General features: G+C 69.2%; 23 protein-coding genes. 10 read left to right on the plus strand and 13 right to left on the minus strand.

Annotated features, from left to right (window positions below):
- The 3 genes from Q0V34_RS17905 to Q0V34_RS17915 all read left to right on the plus strand — a co-directional run.
- Positions 1 to 228, plus strand: a 228-nt coding sequence (locus Q0V34_RS17905; RefSeq protein ID WP_297514754.1) for a hypothetical protein, incomplete at its 5' end; no start/stop codon positions are given.
- A gap of 3 nt (positions 229 to 231) precedes the next feature.
- Positions 232 to 2742 carry a TonB-dependent receptor gene (locus Q0V34_RS17910; RefSeq protein WP_297514758.1) on the plus strand — a complete coding sequence of 837 codons (2511 nt, stop codon included), beginning with the start codon at positions 232 to 234 and terminating at the stop codon, positions 2740 to 2742.
- A gap of 256 nt (positions 2743 to 2998) precedes the next feature.
- Positions 2999 to 5416 carry a M20/M25/M40 family metallo-hydrolase gene (locus Q0V34_RS17915; protein WP_297514760.1) on the plus strand — a complete coding sequence of 806 codons (2418 nt, stop codon included), beginning with the start codon at positions 2999 to 3001 and terminating at the stop codon, positions 5414 to 5416.
- Positions 5417 to 5563: 147 nt separating this feature from the next.
- Here Q0V34_RS17915 and Q0V34_RS17920 read toward each other — a convergent pair whose 3' ends face one another.
- The 6 genes from Q0V34_RS17920 to Q0V34_RS17945 all read right to left on the minus strand — a co-directional run bounded on the left by Q0V34_RS17920 (position 5564) and on the right by Q0V34_RS17945 (position 11891).
- Positions 5564 to 7429: an AMP-binding protein gene (locus Q0V34_RS17920; RefSeq protein ID WP_297514761.1), complete on the minus strand. Its 1866-nt coding sequence runs from the start codon at positions 7427 to 7429 to the stop codon at positions 5564 to 5566.
- A gap of 147 nt (positions 7430 to 7576) precedes the next feature.
- Positions 7577 to 9160, minus strand: coding sequence for an alkyl hydroperoxide reductase subunit F (gene ahpF / locus Q0V34_RS17925; protein ID WP_297514766.1), 1584 nt, complete (start codon positions 9158 to 9160; stop codon positions 7577 to 7579).
- 133 nt (positions 9161 to 9293) lie between these two features.
- Positions 9294 to 9857: an alkyl hydroperoxide reductase subunit C gene (gene ahpC, locus Q0V34_RS17930; protein ID WP_297514770.1), complete on the minus strand. Its 564-nt coding sequence runs from the start codon at positions 9855 to 9857 to the stop codon at positions 9294 to 9296.
- Between the two features lie 148 nt (positions 9858 to 10005).
- Complete coding sequence (locus Q0V34_RS17935) at positions 10006 to 10998, minus strand: tetratricopeptide repeat protein (protein ID WP_297514773.1); 993 nt, start codon at positions 10996 to 10998, stop codon at positions 10006 to 10008.
- Between the two features lie 115 nt (positions 10999 to 11113).
- Positions 11114 to 11515: a hypothetical protein gene (locus Q0V34_RS17940; protein ID WP_297514776.1), complete on the minus strand. Its 402-nt coding sequence runs from the start codon at positions 11513 to 11515 to the stop codon at positions 11114 to 11116.
- Between the two features lie 4 nt (positions 11516 to 11519).
- Positions 11520 to 11891 carry a DUF4870 family protein gene (locus tag Q0V34_RS17945; protein ID WP_297514779.1) on the minus strand — a complete coding sequence of 124 codons (372 nt, stop codon included), beginning with the start codon at positions 11889 to 11891 and terminating at the stop codon, positions 11520 to 11522.
- 230 nt (positions 11892 to 12121) lie between these two features.
- Between Q0V34_RS17945 and Q0V34_RS17950 the strand changes: the two genes are divergently transcribed.
- A complete protein-coding gene (locus tag Q0V34_RS17950) occupies positions 12122 to 12652 on the plus strand; it encodes a fasciclin domain-containing protein (RefSeq protein WP_297514782.1) in 531 nt (176 codons plus the stop codon).
- Between the two features lie 67 nt (positions 12653 to 12719).
- On the opposite strand, the gene Q0V34_RS17955 is transcribed toward Q0V34_RS17950, so the two are convergent.
- From Q0V34_RS17955 to Q0V34_RS17970, 4 genes are read right to left on the minus strand one after another with little or no spacing between them, the layout of a single operon-like run.
- Positions 12720 to 13274: a hypothetical protein gene (locus Q0V34_RS17955; RefSeq protein WP_297514785.1), complete on the minus strand. Its 555-nt coding sequence runs from the start codon at positions 13272 to 13274 to the stop codon at positions 12720 to 12722.
- Positions 13275 to 13284: 10 nt separating this feature from the next.
- Positions 13285 to 13689, minus strand: coding sequence for a dihydroneopterin aldolase (gene folB, locus Q0V34_RS17960; RefSeq protein ID WP_297514788.1), 405 nt, complete (start codon positions 13687 to 13689; stop codon positions 13285 to 13287).
- A gap of 14 nt (positions 13690 to 13703) precedes the next feature.
- Positions 13704 to 14453: an SDR family oxidoreductase gene (locus Q0V34_RS17965; RefSeq protein ID WP_297514791.1), complete on the minus strand. Its 750-nt coding sequence runs from the start codon at positions 14451 to 14453 to the stop codon at positions 13704 to 13706.
- 12 nt (positions 14454 to 14465) lie between these two features.
- Positions 14466 to 14609 (minus strand): hypothetical protein, encoded by a 144-nt coding sequence (locus Q0V34_RS17970; RefSeq protein WP_297514794.1) that lies wholly within the window; start codon positions 14607 to 14609, stop codon positions 14466 to 14468.
- A gap of 129 nt (positions 14610 to 14738) precedes the next feature.
- On the opposite strand from Q0V34_RS17970, the gene Q0V34_RS17975 reads away from it, so the two are divergent.
- Entirely contained in the window at positions 14739 to 15215 is a 477-nt protein-coding gene (locus tag Q0V34_RS17975) for an NUDIX domain-containing protein (RefSeq protein WP_297514796.1), read from the plus strand.
- Between the two features lie 235 nt (positions 15216 to 15450).
- On the plus strand, positions 15451 to 16890 hold the full coding sequence (locus Q0V34_RS17980; RefSeq protein WP_297514798.1) for an aldehyde dehydrogenase family protein: 1440 nt from the start codon (positions 15451 to 15453) through the stop codon (positions 16888 to 16890).
- A gap of 56 nt (positions 16891 to 16946) precedes the next feature.
- Here the strand turns inward: Q0V34_RS17980 and Q0V34_RS17985 are convergent, their stop codons facing one another.
- A complete protein-coding gene (locus Q0V34_RS17985; RefSeq protein WP_297514801.1) occupies positions 16947 to 17450 on the minus strand; it encodes a hypothetical protein in 504 nt (167 codons plus the stop codon).
- Positions 17451 to 17861: 411 nt separating this feature from the next.
- Between Q0V34_RS17985 and Q0V34_RS17990 the strand changes: the two genes are divergently transcribed.
- The 3 genes from Q0V34_RS17990 (at position 17862) to Q0V34_RS18000 (ending at position 19988) form a co-directional block, all read left to right on the plus strand.
- A complete protein-coding gene (locus tag Q0V34_RS17990) occupies positions 17862 to 18044 on the plus strand; it encodes a DUF3606 domain-containing protein (protein ID WP_297514804.1) in 183 nt (60 codons plus the stop codon).
- Between the two features lie 96 nt (positions 18045 to 18140).
- Positions 18141 to 19673, plus strand: a complete 1533-nt coding sequence (locus Q0V34_RS17995; protein ID WP_297514806.1) for a class I SAM-dependent methyltransferase — start codon at positions 18141 to 18143, stop codon at positions 19671 to 19673.
- A 99-nt stretch (positions 19674 to 19772) separates the two neighbouring features.
- Positions 19773 to 19988 carry a hypothetical protein gene (locus tag Q0V34_RS18000; RefSeq protein WP_297514809.1) on the plus strand — a complete coding sequence of 72 codons (216 nt, stop codon included), beginning with the start codon at positions 19773 to 19775 and terminating at the stop codon, positions 19986 to 19988.
- A gap of 13 nt (positions 19989 to 20001) precedes the next feature.
- Here Q0V34_RS18000 and Q0V34_RS18005 read toward each other — a convergent pair whose 3' ends face one another.
- Together Q0V34_RS18005 and Q0V34_RS18010 are read right to left on the minus strand one after the other, a co-directional pair.
- Positions 20002 to 21087 carry a 3-deoxy-7-phosphoheptulonate synthase gene (locus Q0V34_RS18005; RefSeq protein WP_297514812.1) on the minus strand — a complete coding sequence of 362 codons (1086 nt, stop codon included), beginning with the start codon at positions 21085 to 21087 and terminating at the stop codon, positions 20002 to 20004.
- Positions 21088 to 21433: 346 nt separating this feature from the next.
- A complete protein-coding gene (locus Q0V34_RS18010) occupies positions 21434 to 22324 on the minus strand; it encodes a branched-chain amino acid aminotransferase (protein WP_297514815.1) in 891 nt (296 codons plus the stop codon).
- A gap of 80 nt (positions 22325 to 22404) precedes the next feature.
- Here Q0V34_RS18010 and Q0V34_RS18015 point away from each other — a divergent pair.
- Positions 22405 to 22788: MarR family transcriptional regulator (locus tag Q0V34_RS18015; RefSeq protein ID WP_297514817.1), on the plus strand; the 384-nt coding region annotated here is incomplete at its 3' end.

Below are 22788 nucleotides of genomic sequence, written 5' to 3' on the forward strand. Positions count from 1 at the left end.
TCGGGACCGTTCCGACACAAGCCCCTTTCGAATTTCGATGACGGCCCCGAGCGCCTGTCGCTTCCCGGCAACAGAAACCGCCAGAACCTTTTGCCCACAAGGGATTTCGCTTGCCGAGCGGGCAAGCGGCGCCTAACCCTTGGCGATCCATTCGAACAATCGTTCGAGGGGAACAACGAAAAACAAGCCGGGAGCGGGCAAGCGTTCTCGGCCAACGAACCGAGGTAGGAAATGCGCTTTACCCAGGTGCTTTGCGGCACTGCGTCCGCGGTCGTGCTCGCCGGTCTTGGCGCCTCCAGCGCCGCGCAGGCCCAAACGAGCGACGTCCAAACCGTCGACAGCATCATCGTCACCGCCCAGAAGCGGGAACAGAATCTGCAGGACGTGCCGGTGGTGGTCACTGCCGTCGGCGCCAAGCTGCTGCAGGACACGGGCGTCAAGGACATCAAGGATCTGACGATCCTGACCCCCGGCCTGACCGTGACCTCGACCTCGTCGGAAGCCTCGACCACCGCCCGCGTGCGCGGCGTCGGCACCGTCGGCGACAACCCGGGCCTGGAAAGCTCGGTCGGCGTGGTGATCGACGGCGTCTATCGCCCGCGGAACGGCGTCGGCTTCGGCGACCTGGGTGAAATGGAACGCATCGAGGTTCTGAAGGGCCCGCAAGGCACCCTGTTCGGCAAGAACACCTCGGCCGGCGTCATCAACGTGGTCACCAAGGAACCGGAGTTCAACTTCGGCGCCAACGCCGAGCTGACCTTCGGCAACTATAACGCCAAGGGCGCGGCGGTGTCGGTCACCGGTCCGCTGGCGGGCGACAAGCTGGCCGGCCGCCTCTATGTCGCCGGCCGCAAGCGCGACGGCTACAACGATGTCGTCACCGGCAAGGGTCCGTCCAAGCGCGACCAGGACGCCGACCAGAACTTCTACACCGTTCGCGGACAGCTGCTGTTCCTGCCGGACGACAAGGCGACCTTCCGTATGATCGCCGACTATTCGAAGCGCGACGAAAACTGCTGCGGCGCGGTGCAGATCCGCACGGGTCCGACGTCGGGCGTCCTGGCCCTGGTGTCCGGCCAGCAGGCCGTGGCGACGACCGCCGATCCGTTCAAGCGCGTGGCCTATTCGAACCGCGGCGCGCCGGCGACCATCGTCGACAAGGGCGTTTCGCTGCAGGGCGACATCGAGCTGCCGCACGACGTCACCCTGACCAGCATCTCGGCCATCCGCCAGTGGCGGACCGATAACGGCCAGGACGCCGACTTCAGCACGGCCGACATCACCTACCGCAACAAGGACGGCACGAACTATTCGCAGTTCACGACCTACACCCAGGAACTGCGCCTGGCCGGCAAGACCGAAAAGTTCGACTGGCTGGTCGGCGCCTTCCTGGCCGACGAGCGCCTGGCGACCCGCACCAACTTCCTGTTCGGCAACGATTACGAGCAGTATCTGGGCCGTCTGCTCTCGGCCTCGGCCGCGCCGGGCGGCGTCCCCAACTTCATCGCGCTGCTGACCGGGCGCGCCCCGAACACCAGCTTCACGCCGGGCCAGGGCATCTATGACCGCTACGACCAGCGCGCCAAGACGATCGCCCTGTTCACCAACGACACCTGGCACGTGACCGACGCGTTCGAGATCACCGCCGGCCTGCGCTACACCTCGGAAAACAAGAAGCTCGACACCTACCAGACCAACAGCGACGGCGGGATCGGCTGCGGCACCGCGCTGACGCCGGCCGGCCAGGCCCGCATCGCCGGCATCGCCGGCGCGGCCACGCCGACGGTCATCGGCAACCTCTGCCTGCCCTGGGCCAACCCCTTGTTCAACGGTCGCGGCACCAAGCAGGAGCGGACGGACAAGGAATGGAGCGGCACCCTGAAGGCCTCGTACCGCTTCTCGCCGGAGGTCTTCACCTACGCCTCGTTCGCGCGCGGCTACAAGGGCGGCGGCTTCAACCTCGACCGCACCCAGTCGTCGAACGGCCTGCCCTCGGGCGGCGCCGGCGTGACGCCGATCTTCGACACCTCGTTCCCGGCCGAGTTCGTCGACAGCTACGAACTGGGCATGAAGAACACCCTGTTCCATCGGACGGTGCTGCTCAATGTCAGCCTCTTCCAGCAGAAGTTCACCGACTTCCAGCTGAACACCTTCCTGGGCACCTCGTTCGTGGTTCGCTCGATCCCCGAGGTGAACTCCAAGGGCGTCGACGCCGACTTCCTGTGGTTCACCCCGGTCCACGGCCTGACGATCCAGAGCGGCTTCACCTATGCCGACACCAAGTACGGCAAGCAGCCGATCCCGAACGATCCGGGCAACGCCCTGGCCCTGCTGCCGGGCAGCAACCTGTCGCTGGCGCCGAAATATTCCGGCTCGGCCTCGCTGACCTACGAGACCCCGATCGGCGGCGATCTGAAGGCGCGCTTCAACATCGGCGGCAAGTACTCGTCGTCCTACAACACCGGTTCCGACCTGTTCCCGCCGAAGGTCCAGAAGGCCTATACCGTCGTGAACGGCCGCGTGGGCCTGGGTTCGGCCGACGAGCGCTGGACGGTCGAGCTGTGGGCGCAGAACCTGCTGAACGAGAAGTACTATCAGGTGGCCTTCAACGGGCCGCTGCAAGGCTCCTCGGGCCTCAGCGCCACGCAGAAGACCTACAATCCGGCCCTGGATACGATCACCTACGATGCGTTCCTCGGCGCGCCGCGCACCTACGGCGTGACCCTGCGGTCGAAGTTCTGACGGGAGGGGGAACCGGCGCGGTCCGCCGCGCCGGCTTTCGGAAGAGGAAGGGCGATCTGGGCGACCGGGTCGCCCTTTTCCGTTTGCGGGTCCGCGCCGGATAGGCCCAGCATGCGCCCGAGCCTGTCCCTCTTCGCCTGAATCAGGCGAAGCGGGATAAACAGGTTCGGTTATCCAGCGGGAGGCCTTCTCGTCCGCTTGCTTGGCGCGCGGGAAGGCCTCCCCGGGGATTCGTCGCCAACCCGGAGGCCCGCCGATGAAGACGATCCGTTTCCTCGGATTCTGGATTTGCCTGGCGTTCGGCCTGGCGCTGGGGACCTGGAGCCAGAGGCCGCCGGCCCCGATCCCGGTCAGCGCTCCGGCCACGGACTTCTCGGCGATGCGCGCCATGGCGGACGTGGCGCTGATCGCCGCCCGTCCCCACCCGACCGGCTCGGCCGAGATCGCCAAGGTCCGCGATCATCTGCTGGCGCGGATCAACGGCCTGGGCCTGGAGGTCGCGGTCCACCAGGGCGAGGGCTTCCGCCCCTATGGCGACCAGGGCCGCGCGCTGGGGGTGGCGGCGGTGCAGAACCTGATCGGCGTCCTGCCAGGCCGCGACCGGAGCCTGCCGGCCATCCTGGTCATGAGCCACTACGACTCCGTGCCCAATTCGCCCGGCGCCGCCGACGACGCCGCGGGCGTCGCGGCCGCCCTGGAGATCGCCCGCGCGCTCAAGGCCAGCGGCCCCCACGCGCGCGACGTGATCTTCCTGTTCACCGACGCCGAGGAAGCCGGCCTCCTGGGCGCGGACGCCTTCTTCGCCCGCGACCCGCTGCTGGCGCGCGTCGGCCTGGTGGTGAACATGGAGGCGCGGGGCGACGCCGGCCGCGCGGCCATGTTCCAGACCGGACCCGGCAACGGCGCGCTGATGGACCTGTTCGCGCGAACGGCCAAGGATCCTTCGGCCAATTCCCTGGCCTCGACCGTCTATGAAAAGATGCCCAACGACACCGACTTCACCCACGCGGTGAAGCGCGGCATGCCGGGGCTGAACTTCGCCTTCATCGACGACCAGCTCGGCTATCACACGCCCCTGGCGCGCCCCGCCCACCTGGAGGTCGGCAGCCTGCAGCACATGGGCGACCAGGTCCTGCCGACCGTGCGCGCCCTGGCCGACGCCGCCGCCCTGCCCGCCCGCGGCCGGAACGCGATCTATTCCGACGTGCTCGGCCTGTTCCTGATCAGCTATCCGCCCGCCGTGGGCTGGGGTCTTCTGGCGCTGGCGGCGGCCTTGATCGCCTTCACCGCCTGGCGGGCGGTGGCCGGCCGGGGCGCCGGCGGCTGGGAGATCGCGCGCGGCGCGGCGGGTCTCTTGCTGATCGCGAGCAGCGGAGCCTTGCTGCTGCACCTGGCCGGGCGAGCCCTGATGATCGTCGACGCGCAGCGCTACTATGCGCTGCTGACCCGCTTCGACCCGCTGCTGTGGGGCGCGGGCGCGCTCGCGGTGGCCGCCGGTCTCGGCGTCGCCACGGCCCAGGCGCGGGGCGCCGGCCGCATCATTCCCAGCATCGTCGCCCTGGCCTTGGGCGGCGCGTGCAGCCTGGCCGGCGGCTTCGATCCGATCGGCCTGGGCCTCGGCGTGGCGACCTGCGTTCTCGCCGTTACGGCGCTGGGCTATCGCACGGGCGCGCTGGGCGCCTGGATCGGCGGGATGATCGTGCTGCTGATCCTGGCGACCGCCGCCCAGGTCCTGGCGCCCGGCGCGACGGTGATGCTGACCTGGCCGCTGCTGGTCGCCGCCTTCGGCGCGGCCCTGGTGATCGGCGTCGGCGGTACGCGCGACAAGCGCGTGGCCCTCGCCCTGACCCTGGCCATCGGCCTGCTGGCGGTGCTGTCGACCGCTCAGCTCACCGCCTGGGGCGCGTGGACCTTCGCCGGAGTCGGACTGATGGAGCCGGCGATCCTGGCGCTGTTCGCCATGCTGGCCGCCCCGGCCCTGTCGCCGCTGGCCCACGACTTCGCCGCCACGCGCGGGGGCTGGCGCGCGGCGGGAGTCCTGGCCGTGGTCGGCGTCGCCCTGATCGCCAACGCCGCGCGCCTGGGCGGCGCGCCCGACCGGCCGGCGATCACCCAGGCCGTGCACGTGGCCGACCTCTCGACCGGCAAGGCCTGGCGGGTCAGCGACCAGGCCGCGCTCGACGACTGGACCCGCGCGGCCCTGCCCGACGACGGCGGCTCGACGCCGGCCAAGCAGTCCCTGCCGCCCTTCTGGCGCCAGCCGGTGTGGATGTCGGAGACCCGCGTCGTCCCTGTCGAGGCGCCGCGCCTGACCGTCGACCGGACCGAGGACCGGCTGCTGATCCGCCTGATCCCCGCCCCGGGCGCCGAGGTGGCGACGATCCGCCTGCGGCCCACCACGGCCCTCAGCGCGCCGCGCCTGAACGGCCGCCCGATCGCGCTGGCGACCGCGCCCGGCGCGTGGTCCAGCCTGACCTACCACGCCCCCGACCCGAACGGGGTCACGCTGAGCTTCACCACCGCCGGGCCCGGCAAGGTCGAGGTCGCCGCCCTGGAGCACCACGACGGCTGGCCGCCCCTGGCCAAGCCCCCGCCCGCCAAGCCGGCCGACCTGATGGCCTTCGGCCAGTCGGACAAGACGGCGGTGCTGGTGCGGGCGGGGCTGAGCTGGTGAGCTTTTAGACCGTCTCCCCGGCGAACGCCGGGGCCCAGATCTCAGGGCGCCTAGGCTGACTGGAGGAGCGCGGCGCCCCTAGAGTCCGCCACGACGCTGCTCCATCTGGGTCCCGGCGTTCGCCGGGAAGTCGGAAAAAGGGGAGCCTCAGACCCCGAACACTCCCTCGCCCGGCGTCTTGGCGTAGAGCGCTTCCACCCGATCGGCGCGGCGCTCCAGCGTCGCGCGCTGGTTGACGTAGCCCTTGTCGGTGATCTCGCCGGCGTCGATCGAGGGGGGCTCGGTCAGGATCGTGAAGCGGCCGATGCGGCGCGAGGAGCCGCCGGCCTCGGCGTTGAAGGCCGCCAGGCGGTCGCGCAGGATCGCCACCAGCTTCTCCAGCGGCGTCCCCGGCCCCGGATCGGCGACTAGGGCGGCCAGCCCGGCCGGCGAGGGCCACAGCATCGCGCCGATGAACGGCTTGTCCTGACCGGTGATCACCGCGTCGTGGATGTAGGGGCTGCAGGCAGCCACCAGGTCCGGGCGCAGCACGCCGACGCTGACCCAGGTGCCGCTGTCCAGCTTGAAGTCCTCGGTGACCCGGCCGTCGAACACCAGGCCCTTGGCCGGGTCGTCCGGATCGACGAACCGCGCCGCGTCGCCCAGCTTGTAGAAGCCCTCCTCGTCGAAGGCCGCCGCCGTGCGCTCCGGATCCTTGTGATAGCCGGCCGCCACGGTCGGGCCCTTGACCCGCACCTCGTACTTGGAGCCGCTGGGGGCCAGCTTCAGCTGGATGCCCGGCAGCGGCAGGCCCACCAGCCCGACCCGCTCGGTGATCCAGTGGGTGACGGTGATGCCTTGGGTCTCGGTGGCGCCGTACATGGTGGTGAGCGGAATCCGCTGGCCGGTCTCGGCGATCGCCAGGGCCTGGATGCGCTCATAAACGTCGTTGGACAGCGTCGCGCCGCCGTAGCCCATATAGCGCAGGTTCTTGAAGAACGAGCGCCGCAGGGCCGGATCGTTCTCCATCGCCTCGGCCAGCATCGAGAACGCGATCGGCGCCGAGCCGAAGACGATCGGCGAGACCTCGTAGAGGTTCTTGATCGTCGTCTCGAACATCCCCGGCAGCGGCTTGCCCTCGTCGATATGCAGCGTGCCCCCGGACCAGATCACGGCGTTGAAGCCGATATTGCCCGCCGAGATATGGCTCCAGGGCATCCATTCCAGGCTCTGCGGGACCTCGCCGTCGTCGGGCGCGTCGAGGCGCAGGCCCTCCTGGCCGGCGATCACGCCCGCCATCATGCCGTGGGTCTGAGGCACGGCCTTGGGCAGGCCGGTGGAGCCGGAGGTGAACAGGTACTTGGCGACGGTGGCCGGGCCGACGGTCTCGCGCGCGGCCGCTACGGCGTCGGTCGAAGCGGTTCCGGCGACCTCGGCGAACGGGATCGTCCCCTCCGTGGCGTCGGCGGTGATCACGGCGAGGGTCGGGTCAAGCGCCTTCAGCGTCTCCAGCGCCTTGGCGAACAGCGCGCCGCTCTGGGCGAAGACGACGCGAGGCGCGACCTTCTCGAAACAGTGCTTCAGCTTGGCGTGGTCGGTGGAGATCAGGCTGTAGGCCGGGCTGATCGGGGCGACCGGCACGCCGGCGGTGTAGGCGCCCAGCGTGATCAGGGCGTGCTCGATCGAATTGCCCGACAGGATCATCACGCTGTCGTCGGCGGTCAGACCGCGATCAAGCAGCCACTGGCCGATCCCCTCGACCGACCGCAGCGCCTCGCCATAGGTGACGCCGCGCCAGGGGCCGTGGTTGGGCAGGCGCTGCTTCAGATAGGGGCGGTCGGGATGCTCCGCGGCCTTGGCGGCCAGCAGGTGGGCGATCGAGCGAGGCCCTTCGCCGGGCGCGTGGTTGGAGGTGATGACGATCGAACCATCGGGCCGCCGCTCGACGCTGACGTCGGGGCCCTTCATGGCCAGGGGCTTGAACGGAACGCTGGAGACGTCGCGCGCGGGCGACGCGCCGTCGGGCGGCGTCATGGTCTCACTCCCTAGGTTATCATTGTTCTGTTGGGAGCGACGGTAGCTGAAACTCGCGAGGCGGCAAGCTCGGCGTTGCGGGTCCGCCCCCCTCTCCCCCGCCCCGAGAATGGGGAGGAGAGAGGGGGACCGGAAACCGAAGGTCGCCTAGGCGGCGACCGCCTCTTCCTCCGCCGGCTGACGGATCAGGTAGTCGAAGGCCGACAGCGAGGCCTTGGCGCCCTCGCCCATGGCGATGATGATCTGCTTGTACGGCGTCGTCGTCGCGTCGCCGGCGGCGAAAACGCCGGGCAGCGAGGTCTCGCCGCGATAGTCGACCTCGATCTCGCCGCGCGGGGTCAGGGCCACGCCCGAGTCCTTCAGCCACTCGGTGTTGGGCACCAGGCCGATCTGGACGAACACGCCTTCCAGGTCGACGCGGTGCAGGCTGTCGCCGTTGCGGTCCTTGTAGGTCAGGCCGCTCACCTTGGCCCCGTCGCCGTGGATTTCGGTGGTCATGGCCGAGGTGACGATCTTGACGTTCGGCAGGCTCGCCAACTTCCGTTGGAGAACCGCGTCGGCGCGCAGCTGGCTGTCGAACTCGATCAGGGTCACGTGGGCGACGATGCCGGCCAGGTCGATGGCCGCCTCGACGCCGCTGTTGCCGCCGCCGATCACCGCCACGCGCTTGCCCTTGAACAGCGGGCCGTCGCAGTGCGGGCAATAGGCCACGCCCTTGTTCTTGTATTCGGCCTCGCCCGGGACATTGACGTTCCGCCAGCGGGCGCCCGTCGACAGGATCACGGTGCGCGACTTCAGGCTGGCGCCGTTCTCGAGCTTGACCTCGATCAGGCCGCCGGCGGTCTTGGCCGGGACCAGGCCCACGGCCTTCTGCAGGTTCATGATGTCGACGTCGTAGTCCTTGACGTGCTGCTCCAGCGCCGAGGCCATCTTCGGGCCCTCGGTGTGCGGGACGGAGATGAAGTTCTCGATGTCCATGGTGTCCAGCACCTGGCCGCCGAAGCGCTCGGCCGCGACGCCGGTGCGGATGCCCTTGCGGGCGGCGTAGACCGCCGCGGCCGCCCCGGCGGGACCGCCGCCGATCACCAGCACGTCGAAGGCGTCCTTGCCCTTGATCTTCTCGGCCATGCGGTCGGCCGCGCCGGTGTCGAGCTTGGCCAGGATCTGCTCGACGTCCATGCGGCCCTGGCCGAACGGCTGGCCGTTCAGCAGGATGGTCGGCACCGCCATCACCTGGCGTTCCTCGACCTCGGCCTTGAAGAAGGCGCCGTCGATGGCGACGTGGCGGATGCGCGGGTTCAGGGCGCTCATCGTGTTCAAGGCCTGCACCACGTCGGGGCAGTTCTGGCACGACTGCGAGAAATAGGTCTCGAAGCGGTAGTCGCCGTCCAGGCCCTTGATGCGCTCGATCACCTCGGCGTCGAGGCGCGGCGGGTGGCCGCCGACGTGCAGCAAGGCCAGCACCAGCGAGGTGAACTCGTGGCCCAGCGGCAGGCCGGCGAAGCGCACGTCCGCGTCACCGGCGGCGCGGGTGATGGCGAACGACGGCTTGCGGTCGTTGTCGCCGGCCAGGTTCAGGCTGACCTTGTCGGAGGTGGCGACGATGTCTCCCAGCAGGGCCTTCATCTCGGCCGAGCCGGCCGAGTCGTCCAGCGAGGCGACCAGTTCGATCGGCTGGCGCAGGTTCTGCAGATAGGTGCTCAGTTGGGTCTTCAGACCGGCGTCCAGCATGGCAGGCTCCCTAGGGGCTAGGAGAGTGAAAAGGGCGTTCGATTGTCGAGGGGGAGAACGATCGAACGCGGCGAACGATCGAGAGAGGGGCGCGTCGCCGACCCCGAGGGCCGGCGACGCGGGTATTCAGGTCTTAGATCTTGCCGACGAGGTCGAGCGAGGGGGCGAGCGTCTTTTCACCCTCTTCCCACTTGGCCGGGCAGACTTCGCCCGGGTGCGAAGCCACGTACTGGGCGGCCTTGACCTTGCGCAGCAGCTCGGCGGCGTTGCGGCCGATGCCCTCGGCGGTGACTTCCAGGAACTGGATGACGCCTTGCGGGTCGACCAGGAAGGTGCCCCGGTCGGCCAGGCCGACGCCCGGACGCATGATGTCGAAGTTGTTGGTCACCAGGCCCGACGGATCGCCGATCATCGTGTACTTGATCTTGCCGATGGCCGGCGAGCTGTCGTGCCAGGCCTTGTGCGAGAAGTGGGTGTCGGTCGACACCGAATAGATCTCGACGCCCAGCTTCTGGAACGTCTCGTAGTTGTCGGCGAGGTCTTCCAGCTCGGTCGGGCAGACGAAGGTGAAGTCGGCCGGATAGAAGAAGAAGATCGACCACTTGCCCTTCACGTCGGCATCGCTGACCTCGACGAACTTGCCGTCCTTGTAGGCCTGGGCGGTGAAGGGTTTGATCTCGGTGTTGATCAGCGACATGGGACGCTCCGGTTGGAAAGGATGCGCTTGTCCTACAGGGCCGCCGTCAATCGAGCAAATTGATAAATCTTCTAGTCGGAATAGAGCAAGCCTATAAATCCGAACGCGGCTCAATCCCGCGCCCGGACGCCGCCGGCGCGCCCGCGCCTCAGGTCGAGATCCGCGCTTCCAGCTCGCTGAGGCGCGCGCGTGTGGCCGCGAGGTCCGGACCAAAGCGCGCCGGATCGGCGGCGGCCAGGCGGCCGGCGATGTCGTAGCTCTCGCGATAGAGATCCAGCGCCCGCATGCGATGGCCGCGATCCTCCCGCAGGTCGGCCAGGCGCTCCAGGTTCACCGACAGGGCGCGCTGGGCGGTGGGGTCGCCGGCCTCGCGGCCGCCGCGCGAGCGGCGCAGGGCCAGGGCCTCCTCGAACGCCGAGAGCGCCGCGTCCAGTCGGCCCTCAGCCTCGGCGACGTCGCCGACGCCCGACAGCGCGCCGGCCAGCAGCTCGGCGCTGTCGTCGGTCGGCCGGGCCTGGCGCACCTGGCGCGCGTAGTAGACCGCGTGGTCATAGGCCTCGGCGGCGTCGTCCATCTGGCCCTGGGCGCGGGCGAAGTCGCCGAGATCGCGGTGGACGATGGCCAGCTCCTCGTCGCTCCGGGCCAGGGTCCGCATGGCCGACAGGGTGCGGGCGGCCTCCGCCCAGGCCTCGTCGCGGCTCAGCGACACGAGATGGGCGCGCAGCTCGGAGAAGGTCTTGGGCTTGGGCGGCGGCGCTTGAGGCGGTTGCGGCGCGGCGGGCGCGGCCTGGACGGGATCGGCCGCGGCCCTGACCGGCGTCGCGACGCTCGGCGCGGCCACGGGCGCGGCGGCCGGCTCCAATTCGAGCCCGAAGGCCATCGGCGCGCGCTTGCGGCGTTTGGGCCGGCGACGGGGAAGCAGGGCGGCGGCGATGAGCACCCCGCCCACGATCGCCGCCGCCATGCCGACGTTGGAGCGATGCGGCTCGAACGGTCCGAGGTCGAGATGCGCGGCCCATGTTCCCAGCGAGCCCCAGCCCGCCACCACGTATCCCGACGTCGCCAGGATCAGCCCCAATACGATCCCAACCAGTCGCGCCAGCATCACGTTCCCCCGAACGCTCCCAAAGGGGCGCCCCATCCGCCAGACCGCGGACGTCAGCGCACGCCCCTTCCCGCGTCGAGCCGTCTCAACCGGCAGGGGAAGGGTCGCGCGCCGGTGACCTGTCCGTGGGCGCCCGGCGGGCGCGGCGCCGTTAAATCAACCAGCTGCGAGGGCGCGGATACGCCTCGCCACGGACCAGATAATAGATCCCCGCGACGCAGCGCGCCACGAACCAGATCCCCACGCCGCCCAGGATGAAGCCGCCGATCACCAGCATCGGAATGCCGATCAGCACGATCGACAGCGGAATGCCCAGGCCCAGCACGATCGCGCCGATCAGGAACCAGGCGATGCCCACCCAGAAGGTGCGGATGGCGAAGGTGAAGTGGCTCGCATTGATCGGTCCGGCCGTGTCGCGGTTCACATAGGCCACGATCAGGCCGACCAGGATGGTCAGGCCGTTCGTGCAGCCCAGCAGATAGAGGCCGTAGACGACAGCCGGCAGGATCTTGTCCTCCTCGGCGCGGGTCTCAACGATGGCGGCGTCGGTCATGGGGTCACAGCATCCAGTTCTTGGGCATGGGATAGGGCTGGCCCTTCAGCAAGGTGGAAAGGCCGACGATGGAACGCACGACGAGCCACAGACCGACAGCGACAAGCATCACGACGCCGACGCCCACGGCGGTCAGGATCAGGGAGATCACGCTGAACAGCAGGGCCAGCCAGAAGGTGCGGATCTGGAACTGGTAGTGACTGGCCAGCCAGTCGGGCGCGTCCTTGCGGCTGACATAGGCGATGATCGCGCCGATCAGGCAGGTGAAGCCGCCGGTCGTCACGCCCGCGATGTGCAGGGCATAGACGATCACCGGCAGCGACTTGTCGTCCTGCAGCTTGGACGGGACGGCGGGGTCCACGAGCGGGTCGGTCACGGTCTTCGAGCCTGAAAGAACGTCGTTGGCCCGATCGTCGCGCCGATCGGGCCGCTATGCAAATGAAGCCGGCTTCATGAAGCCGAAGTCATCGGGTCCGGCTGGCCGAAGATTACCAAAGAGTCATGCGCCCGCGTCCATCCGCGTCGGAAAGCGGACCGTAAAAGCCATCGACAGCGCGCCGTCGACACCCCCGAGCCAAGGCTCATCCCCATCATGAGGTCCTGACTATGACGCGTTCGATTCTGAGCCGCGCCGCGGCCCTGACGCTGGCCGCCACCGCCGTCGCCGCGCCCGCCCTGGCCGCCGACCACGCCCCCAACATCGTCGGCGTCGCCGCCGGCAATCCCGACTTCTCGACCCTGGTCACGGCCGTGAAGGCCGCCGGCCTGGTCGACACCCTGTCGGGTCCCGGCCCGTTCACGGTGTTCGCCCCGAACAACGCCGCCTTCGCCAAGCTGCCCGCCGGCACGGTGGAAACCCTGGTCAAGCCGGAGAACAAGCCGACCCTGACCAAGATCCTCACCTGCCACGTCGTGGCCGGCAAGGTGGTGGCCAAGGATCTGCTCGCGGCCATCAAGGCCAACGGCGGCGCCTATACGATCAAGACCGTCGGCGGCTGCCAGTTCAAGGCCGCGGTCAAGGCCGGCAAGGTCGTGATCACCGACGAGAAGGGCGGCCAGAGCACCGTCGCCGCCACCGACGTCGCCGCCAGCAACGGCGTCATCCACGTGATCGACTCGGTTCTGATGCCGCGCTGATCCCACGCTTTCCTCGTAACCCGCACCCCTGCGCCCCGGCCGTCCCAACGGCCGGGGCTTTTCTTGGTCAGGGCAGGAGATCGCTGGGCGGATCGTGCGGATCGAACGGCCGGCCTCGGCCCAGCCACGGCAGGGCGGCGACCATTAGGATCAGCACGAAGCTCATCCGCGCGGCCATGTCGACGCCGACCGCCGCCATGCCGGCGCTCACCGAGAACAGCAGCGTCGCGACGGCGCCGAACGCGGTCAGCCCCATGACCCAGGTGAAGGCCGTCCGCGCCTCCAGCCGGGCCAGGCCGAACCGGGCGCGGGGAGCCAGATCCGCCCCCACCGCCGCGATGGCCCGCGCCAGGGTCGAGAAGCTGGTCAGCCGGTCCTCGAACCGTCCAGGACCCAGATAGCTCTGGGACACGATCACCACCCGCCGGCGGCCGAAGGTCACCAGCAGGCTGCGCCGCCGCCCCCCATCGGGCTCGGCGGCCAGGCTGTAGCGGGTCAGGCTGGCCAGCGGAAAGCGGCGTTCGACCTTGCCGCGGGTCTCCACCAGCGTCCCGGCCTCCAGGGTCCAGACCGTCTCGGGCTGGAACGGGGCCAGGCGGGCGCTGTGGACGACCTGAGTCACGAGAGGGGGGTCACGCTCTGACGGCGGTGATCTCGACCCCGGCGGCGGCGGCGTGCGGGGCCAGGGCCAGGGGCTTTTCGACCCGCACGCGGGCGCGGGTCACGCGGGGATCGGCGAAACAGGCCTGCGCCAGGCGCTCGGCGAAGGTCTCCACGAGGTCGATATGGCCCTCGGCGACGATCGCGCGGGCGGCCTCGCCGACCATCTCGTAATTGACGGTGTCGGGCAGGCGCTCGCAGTGGCTGGCGGCCACGTCCAGCTCGACATCGACCACCAGCGGCTGAACGCGGCCGTGCTCGTGGTCATAGACGCCGATCTGGGCGTCGACCTTCAGGCCCCGGACGAAAACCTTGGTGACGATGATGCGGGCGGCTTGGGAGGCGGGAGCGGTCTCCGCGAGCGGGGAAGCGGCCAAGGCGGCGGCCTTTCTTACGGGGCGACGATGTCGGGCGTCTTCCAGCCCAGATGCTGGCCGCCGTCCACGGCGATCATCTGGCCCGTGACCGACGTCGCGTCAATCAGGTAGGCGAGCGCGCCGGCGATGTCATCGGGCGCGACGCGGCGTTGCAGCAGGATGCCCGCCGCCTCGGCCTCGAACTCGCCGGGCGCCTGGTGCACCGACGGCAGGGTTGGCCCGGGTCCGATGGCGTTGACGCGGATGCGCGGGGCCAAGGCCTGGGCAAGGGTCTGGGTCGCCCACCAAAGGCCGGCCTTCGACACGGTGTAGCTGAAGAACTGCGGATTGGGCCGCCAGACGCGCTGGTCGATCAGATTGACCACCAGGCCCTGGCGCTCGGCCGGCAGGGCGGCGGCGAAGGCCTCGGCCAGCACGATCGGGGCCCGCAGATTGGTGGAAAAATGCTGGTCCCAGATCTCGCGCGACAGCCCGCCGACGCGATCGTCGTGGAAGGCCGAAGCGCTGTTGACCAGCAGGGTGACGGGGCCGAGCGCGCCCGCGGCGGCGATCAGGCCGCGCGTCTCGCCCTCGTCGGCGAGGTCGGCGCGGACCGGCAGGGCCTGGCGTCCCAGCGCCCGGACGGCTTGCGCCGTTTCGAGCGCCTCCTCGACCGAGGCCCGGTGGTGCACGGCGACGTCATAGCCCGCCCGCGCGGCCGCCATGGCCAGCGCCTGGCCCAGCCGACGTCCCGCCCCCGTGACCAGGGCGACCCCGCGAGACACGCGCGTCGCGCCTTAGTCGATGCGGCCGAATTCCGAGGCGTTCAGGCCCATGAAGACCAGCAGGAAGATGGCGATGACACCGATCGCGAGCATGGCGCGGCTCCGGAAAAGAACTTCAGTTGCAGCGGCTTTAGCGGCGCGGGGGCTGGATCGCAAGCGGGGGAGCGTCCTCGCCCTTCGACAGGCTCAGGGTGAGGACGAATTTGACGCCGCGCCAGTAGAAAACCTCACCCTGAGCTTGTCGAAGGGCGAGGTTTTCGGTTCGTCGCCGTATACACAACGCGCATGCTCTGGCGACGTCGCATCGAACCGTTCACCCGGCCCCTGGTCTACGCGTATTTCCGCCTTACGCGCGGCCTGACCCTGGGGGTGCGCGCCGTGGTCACCGACGCGGCCGGCCATGTGCTCTTGATCCAGCACACCTACGTCAAGGGCTGGTACCTGCCCGGCGGCGGCGTCGAGCGCGGCGAGACGGCCGAGACCGCCGTCGTCCGCGAACTCCAGGAGGAGGCCGGCGTCCGCGCCCTCTCCCGCCCCCGCCCCCGCCTGATCTCGGCCCACAGCAACGAGGTCCTGCAACCCGGCGACCACGTGCTGCTCTACCGGATCGAGGCCTGGGAGCCCTGCGCCTCGGACTCCGCCGGCGAGATCCACGCGGTGGGCTGGTTCGATCCGGACGACCTCCCCGAGGACACGACCAAGGCCACCCGCCGCCGCATCGCCGAGGCGCTGGGCGGGGCGGAAGCCGATCCGATGTGGTGAGGCCATGAAAGCTTGTCATCCCGGCCGAAGCGAAGCGTAGGGCCGGGACCCAGGGGTGGCGCGCATCGCGTTTCTTCACCCCTGGGTCCCGGACAGCCTCTGCGAGGCTTCCGGGATGACAAGGTTGGGATACGTTTGAGCGACGGGCTCTAGCCAGGTGAACGGCGATCATTAAAATGTGCGTTTGAAGGCTCGCCTCACAGAGCGGGCCAATCCTCAGGGCAGGAGCAACGGCATGCGCGAGTACACCAAGTTCTATATCGACGGCGCCTGGGTCGAGCCGACCGCGCCCAAGACGCTGGACGTCATCAATCCGGCCACCGAGGAGGTCGCCGGCGTGATCTCGATGGGCTCGGAAGCCGATGTCGACAAGGCCGTCCGCGCCGCCCGCAAGGCCTTCGAGACCTTCTCCCAGACCAGCCGCGAGGAGCGCCTCGACATCCTCGAGCGCATCGTCGCCGAGTACCAGAAGCGCTACGAGGACATGGCCAAGGCCATCACCGAGGAGATGGGCGCCCCCGCCTGGCTGGCCCAGCGCGCCCAGGCCGCCATGGGCATCGGCCACGTTCAGACCGCGGCCGCCGTGCTGAAGAACTACCACTTCGAGGAAGACCGCGGCACGACCCGCCTGGTCAAGGAGCCGATCGGCGTCTGCGCCTTCATCACGCCGTGGAACTGGCCGGTGAACCAGATCGCCTGCAAGGTCGCGCCGGCCCTGGCCACCGGCTGCACCATGGTGCTGAAGCCGTCGGAAATCGCCCCGTTCTCGGCCCAGATCTGGACGGAGATCCTGCACGCGGCCGGCGTTCCGGCCGGCGTCTTCAACCTGGTCAACGGCGACGGCCCCACCGTCGGCGCGGCGCTTTCCAGCCACCCGCAGGTCGACATGGTCTCGTTCACCGGCTCGACCCGCGCCGGCATCGAGGTGGCCAAGAACGCGGCCCCGACCGTCAAGCGCGTCCACCAGGAGCTGGGCGGCAAGAGCCCGAACATCATCCTGGAAGACGCCGACTTCCAGCGCGCCGTCGCCGGCGGCGTGGCCTCGGTGATGATGAACTCGGGCCAGTCGTGCAACGCCCCGACCCGCATGCTGGTCCCCGGCCAGCGCATGGACGAGGTGATCGCCATCGCCAAGGCCGCCGCCGAGAGCCACACGGTCGGCGACCCGAACGGCAACCACAAGATGGGCCCGGTCGTCTCCGAGACCCAGTGGAACAAGATCCAGGGCCTGATCCAGAAGGGCATCGACGAGGGCGCCACCCTGGTCACCGGCGGCGTCGGCCGGCCGGAGGGCCTGGACAAGGGCTACTATGTCAAGCCGACCGTCTTCGCCAATGTCACCAACGACATGACCATCGCCAAGGAGGAGATCTTCGGCCCGGTGGTCTCGATCCTGGGCTACGACACGGTGGAAGAGGCCGTCACCGTCGGCAACGACACCGAGTACGGCTTGGCGGCCTATGTCTCGGGGACCGACCTCGACGCGGTCCGCAAGGTGGCCAGCAAGCTGCGCGCCGGCCAGGTCAACATCAACGGCGCCGCCCCCGACATGATGGCCCCGTTCGGCGGCTACAAGATGAGCGGCAACGGCCGCGAATGGGGCGACCACGCGTTCGGCGAGTTCCTGGAGACGAAGGCGATCCTCGGGTATTCGCCGAAGGTGGCGGCGGAGTAGGGTTGGCGCTGGCGCTGGTTTAGACGGAGAGGGCGGGGCCGGGAGGCTCCGCCTTTCTACTGGGGAGGCAGCAGGAGCTGCTTGCAGAATTCTCCGCATACGATGGCGTACTGATGCCTAGGCGCAAAAACAGGCGCGAAGTACCCACTCCAGCTTGAAACTGGATGATCCCAGAGTCCCTTAGTTGCCTCTGATATCGAAGGATCATCGAAGCCAATGGGGGCCAAAGCGTGGGCGAAAACGTTTCGTATCAGACGTATTTTGTGAAGCTCGATAGCCTGTCCATCACGGACGAGACCTATGTTTTTGGCCTTTTCAATACGATCGAAGAAATTCTTGGGCGCTACACTAGTTTTCTCAATCGCTAATTTCAAACTCTCATCAACAGAGCCGCCAGCGATAAGGGCGGTATACCGATCTTTAGACATTTCGTCATTGGCTGGATCACCAAGATTGAGCAACAGTCGATGGATCTCCAGATGAGCGGGAAGATTTTGCGTTAGAACTTTGAGACGCTCGAAAGTTGCTTCGTGTCCCGATCTGGGTTCGCGATTTGACATTTGATTTGACCCTCCGGCCGCTAGGGTCGGACTCAACCTTACATCTCTCGAAGGCTGCAGCGTGCCGGACTGTTCAGGTCAGTCAAGGCTCGCCTCCGGCGACCGCGTCGCGGCGACGCGCAGCGTCGGCCTTGAGTGACCTGGACAGTCCGGCGATCGTCTCGCCGTGAGATGTAAGGAAGGCTCCCTTCCCGAGGGAAGCTTTCCCACACGGCCTTCCCTTCATCCGTTCTCCCCGGCGAATGCCGGGGCCCAGATTCATCCGGATCGGCTGGGGTGGGCGCGCCTTGAGCCTTGCCGACCCACAAGCATCCTGGGTTCGATCTGGGCCCCGGCATTCACCGGGGAGAACGGAGAGGGAGCCGGAACCACCCGCCGCCCCGCCGGATTCCCTCCCCAAAGGAGACCGCCATGTCGGACGACAAGACCAAGCGCAGCCCCCAGGACGCGGCCCGGATCAATGTCCACGAGGCCTACGAGGTCCGCTATTGGACGCAGGAGCTGGGCGTGACCGAAGAGATCCTGAAGACCGCCGTCGATCACGTCGGCCCCAGCGCCGAGAAGGTCCGCGAATATCTGGGCAGCCACGTCTAGGGGCGGATCCTCCCGCCCAGGGTAGCCCCGCCCCTTGCCCTTCGCGCCCCGCCGTCGCAGCGTCGCCGTTCGGAGTCAGCGGGGCGAGGCCGGGCGATGAACGAGGATTGGAGCGCCGGCTATGTGGTCGAGACGGGCTATACCTACGGCGCCTATCCCGAGCTGAACCCGGTCCGCGCGGCCCTGCCCCTTCTGCTGAAGGGGCTGCGGGCGCCGAGGATCGAGACGGCCTGCGAGCTGGGCTTCGGCCAAGGCTGCTCGGCGGCGGTGCACGCGGCGACCCAGGCCGATGTCGAGTGGTGGGGCTGCGACTTCGCGCCGGCCCAGGCGGTCTTCGCCCGCGACCTGGTCGCCGCCAGCGGCGCGCGGGCCCACTTCTTCGACGACGCCTTCGACGAGTTCGCCGAGCGGCCGGGCCTGCCCGACTTCGACTATGTGGCCCTGCACGGGGTGTGGAGCTGGGTCAATGACGAGGCGCGCGCCAAGATCGTCTCGTTCCTGCGCCGGCGGCTGAAGCCCGGGGGCCTGGTCTACATCTCCTACAACGCGCAACCGGGATGGGCGCTGGCCGGGCCGCTGCGCCACCTGATGAAGCGGCACGCCGAGACCCTGGGCGCGCCGGGCCTGGGGCCCGCCGCCAATCTGGAGGCGGCGCTGTCGACCATGCAGCGCTTCTTCGCCGAGGATCCGGTCTATTCGCGGATCAATCCCGGCGTCACCGACCGGCTGGAGGCGGTGATGCGCCAGGACCGCGCCTATCTGGTCCACGAATACATGAACCGCGACTGGCATCCGATGTGGTTCGCCGACGTCGAGGCGCGGCTGTCGGCGGCCAAGCTGGCGTTCGCGGCCTCGGCCTACATGTCCGACCACGTCGACGCGCTGAACCTGTCGCCGGGCATGATCGGATTCCTGCAGGGGCTGCCCGATCCGTCGCTGCGCGAGACCTTCCGCGACTTCGCGGTGCAGGCCCAGTTCCGCCGCGACTACTGGCTGCGCGGCGCCTCGAGCCTCGCGCCGGCCGACCAGGGCCGGCTGCTGCGCGACCAGCGCGTGGTGCTGGTCCGGCCCGCCAGCCAGCGGCCGTCGCACGCCCGAGGGACCTTCGCCGAGATGGCGCTGTCCGGCCCGGTGATCGACGCGATCTACGACCAGTTGGCCGATGGCGCCCCTCGGACGCTGGGCGAGCTGGAGGCGGGCCTGCCGCCGGGCGCGGACTTCTCGGCGCTGACGGCCTCGCTGGTCATGCTGATCAGCCAGAACGCGGTCCAGCCGGCCCAGGCCGCGCCGGCGGCCGCCCGCGCCTCGGAGACGGCCCGGGCCTTGAACCTGGAACTGGCCCGCCGGGCGGCCAAGGCGAGCGACCTCGGCTTCCTCGCCGCCCCGGTCACCGGCGGCGCGATCAACGCCACGCGCTTTCACCAGCTGTTCTGGCTGGCCATGCGGGACGGCGGCGGGCCGGCCGAGTGGGCCCGCTTCGCCGCCGAGGTCCTGGCGCGCCAGGGGCAGGCCCTGGTGGCCGACGGCGTCGCGCTCGCGCCCGAGGCCGGGCTGGCGGCGCTGGAGGCGCAGGCCAGCGCCTTCGCCGACACCGTCCTGCCCTGCTGGCGGGGCCTCGGGATCGCCTGAAGCATGTAGGACACTCTGACGCAGCCCGCGCCGCTCGCACGTCTGTCATCGTTTCCGTGGTCTCCTGCGACTCGGAGACGAACACGTCGGAGCGACCGCATGGCGAGCGTGGACGTTGGTGGCGTTGAACTCACCTTTGCCTGCCCGCGCTGCGCCGGGGCGGTGACCGCCAGCATCGACGCGGTGCGGATGCTGCCGGTGCTGGACTGCCCGGCCTGCGGCCAGCGCTTCGGCGTCGATCTCGACGCCTTCAGCGACCGCGTCACCGAGGCCGAGGTCGCGGCCAAGGCGGCCCGACGCAAGCGACGGGCCTGAGCTGGCGCGCCATCTATCGACGCGCCCGCCCCGCCTTCACCGCCGCCGCCAGGTCGTCCAGCATCCGCACGGAGGTCTCCCAGTCGACGCAGGCGTCGGTGACCGACTGGCCATAGGTCAGCGGCTTTCCTGGGACGATGTCCTGGCGGCCGGCCACCAGGTGGCTCTCGATCATCACGCCCATGATCGGCGAGGCCCCGGTCGCGACCTGGGCGCCGACGTCGGCGACCACCGCCGGCTGGTTCTCGTGGTTCTTGCCGCTGTTGGCATGGCTGACATCGACCATCAGGCGCGGCGGCAGGCCGGCCTTGCGCAGCAGCTCGGCGGCGGCCGCGACGCTCTCGGCGTCGTAGTTCGGGGTCTTGCCGCCGCGCAGCACGACGTGGCTGTCGGTGTTGCCCGAGGTGGTGGCGATGGCCGCGCGGCCCTCCTTGGTCACGGCCAGGAAATGGTGCGGCTGGGTGGCGGCGGTCACCGCGTCGACCGCCACCTTGACGTCGCCGTTGGTGCCGTTCTTGAAGCCGACCGGGCAGGACAGGCCAGACGCCATCTCGCGGTGGATCTGGCTCTCGGTCGTGCGCGCCCCGATCGCGCCCCAGGCGACCAGGTCGGCGATGTATTGCGGGGTCGTCACGTCCAGGAACTCGCAGGCGGCCGGCAGGCCCTGGGCGCTGACGTCCAGCAGCACCCGGCGGGCCAGGCGCAGGCCCTCGTTGATCCGGAAGCCGCCGTCCAGGCCCGGATCGTTGATCAGCCCCTTCCAGCCGACCGTGGTGCGCGGCTTTTCGAAATAGACCCGCATGATCACCTCCAGCTCGCCGGCGTGGCGCTCGCGCTCGGCGGCCAGGCGCTGGGCGTAGTCGAGGACGGCCTTGGGGTCGTGGATCGAGCACGGCCCGATCACCACCACGAGCCGGTCGTCGCGGCCGTGCAGGATGTCGCTGACGGCCCGGCGCGCGCCGCCGACCAGTTCGGCGACCTGCGAGGAGGCGGGCGCCTCGCCGATCACCTGGGCGGGCGGGCTGAGGGTCTGGAGCTTCTCGATCCGCAGATCGTCGGTGGGAACCGGCAGCGAAACGAGGTGGGCGGCGGAAGGCATGGCGTACTCCGGATTTGGGGAGGTCCGGCGGCATCAAAAAAGCCGCCCGGGGGTCCCTGGCGGCTGGTGAAGGTGTTCTTGAGTGGCCCTTGATCTCAGGCCGAACGAAACCCTCCCGGCGCCAGAGGCGTCGGATAGCTAAAATACCAAAACAGCGTGTGGCTGGCGGCGAGGGTCATCGGGAGGAACTTAGTGGCAAGTTTTCCGGCTGTCGACTCCCTCTCCCCTTGCGGGAGAGGGTGGCCTGCGAAGCAGGTCGGGTGAGGGGTCGCACGGCGAGCGCCGAGAAACCCCTCATCCGTCGGCTTCGCCGACACCTTCTCCCACAGGGGGAGAAGGATCATGATTAAGCCTCGGCCATCGCCTGGCCGCGCACCAGCGCCGCGTAGGTGTCCATCAGGTCCAGCGACAGCTTGCCCGGCGTGAACTTGAACTCGCCCACTTCCGACACCGGGGTCACCTCGGCGGCGGTGCCGACGATGAAGCATTCGGAGAAGCCCGAGAGCTCTTCCTTCTGGATGTGGCGCTCGATCACCGCGATCCCCTTGGCCTTGGCCAGGTCGATCACCGTGCGGCGGGTGATGCCGTCCAGGAAGCAGTCGGGCTTGGGCGTGTGCAGCGCGCCGTCCTTGACGAAGAAGACATTGGCGCCGGTCGCCTCGGCCACATAGCCGCGATAGTCCAGCATCATCGCGTCGGCATAGCCGTCCTTCTCGGCGGCGTGCTTGGAGATGGTGCAGATCATGTAGAGGCCGGCGGCCTTGGCGGCGACCGGGGCGGTCCTGGGGTCTGGACGCTGGTACTTGGCCCAGGTCAGGCGGATGCCCTTGGCCTTGGTGGCCGGATCGAAATAGCTGGGCCATTCCCAGACGGCGATGGCCACGTGGATCTTGGTCTGCTGGGCCGAGACGCCGATCATCTCGCTGCCGCGCCAGGCGATCGGGCGGACATAGCAGTCCGTCAGGCCGTTCTTGGCGGCCGTCGCCTTGCAGGCCTCGTCGATCTGCTCCACCGTGTAGGGGATCTCGAAATCAAGGATTTCCGCCGACTTGAACAGGCGCTCGGTATGCTCGGTCAGCTTGAAGATTTCGCCGCCGTACATCCGCTCGCCCTCGAAGACGGACGAGGCGTAGTGAAGCCCATGCGTCAGCACGTGGACCTTCGCCTCGCGCCAGGGAACGAACTGGCCGTCCAGCCAGATCCATCCGTCACGATCATCGAAGGGAACCAGAGACATCGGTCCAAGACCTCCTTATTGGCAACCCGGCCCTTAGACGCCCCGTGGGGAGACGCGTCAAATAAAATGGACTCCGCGCGATGATCGCTCCGTTGCAGCCCGGTTCGGACGACCCGCGTCTGGTGCTCCGCGAGGAGGAGCTGGACGGCGGGCTGGAGCTGATCCTGCTGGCCGAGGCCTCGCTGTGGGCCGCCGTCGACGCGGCGCTGGAGGCCGAGAACCTGCCGCTGGGCCGGTCGCACTGGCGCGCCGCCTTCCTGCTGCGCCGCCGGCCGGGGATCGGGGTACAGGACCTCTCCAAGCTGACGAGCCTCTCCAAGCAGGCCGCCAGCCGCACCCTGGCCGACCTGCGCAAGGCGGGCCTTGTCGAGCGCGGGGCGGGCGACCTCGACGGCCGCCGGCGCCCGGCGACCCTGACGCCCGAGGGCGTGGCGTTCGAGCAGCGCACGGCCGAGCGGCTGCGG

The organism is uncultured Caulobacter sp. (assembly GCF_947036865.1).
Taxonomy (GTDB): Bacteria; Pseudomonadota; Alphaproteobacteria; order Caulobacterales; family Caulobacteraceae; genus Caulobacter.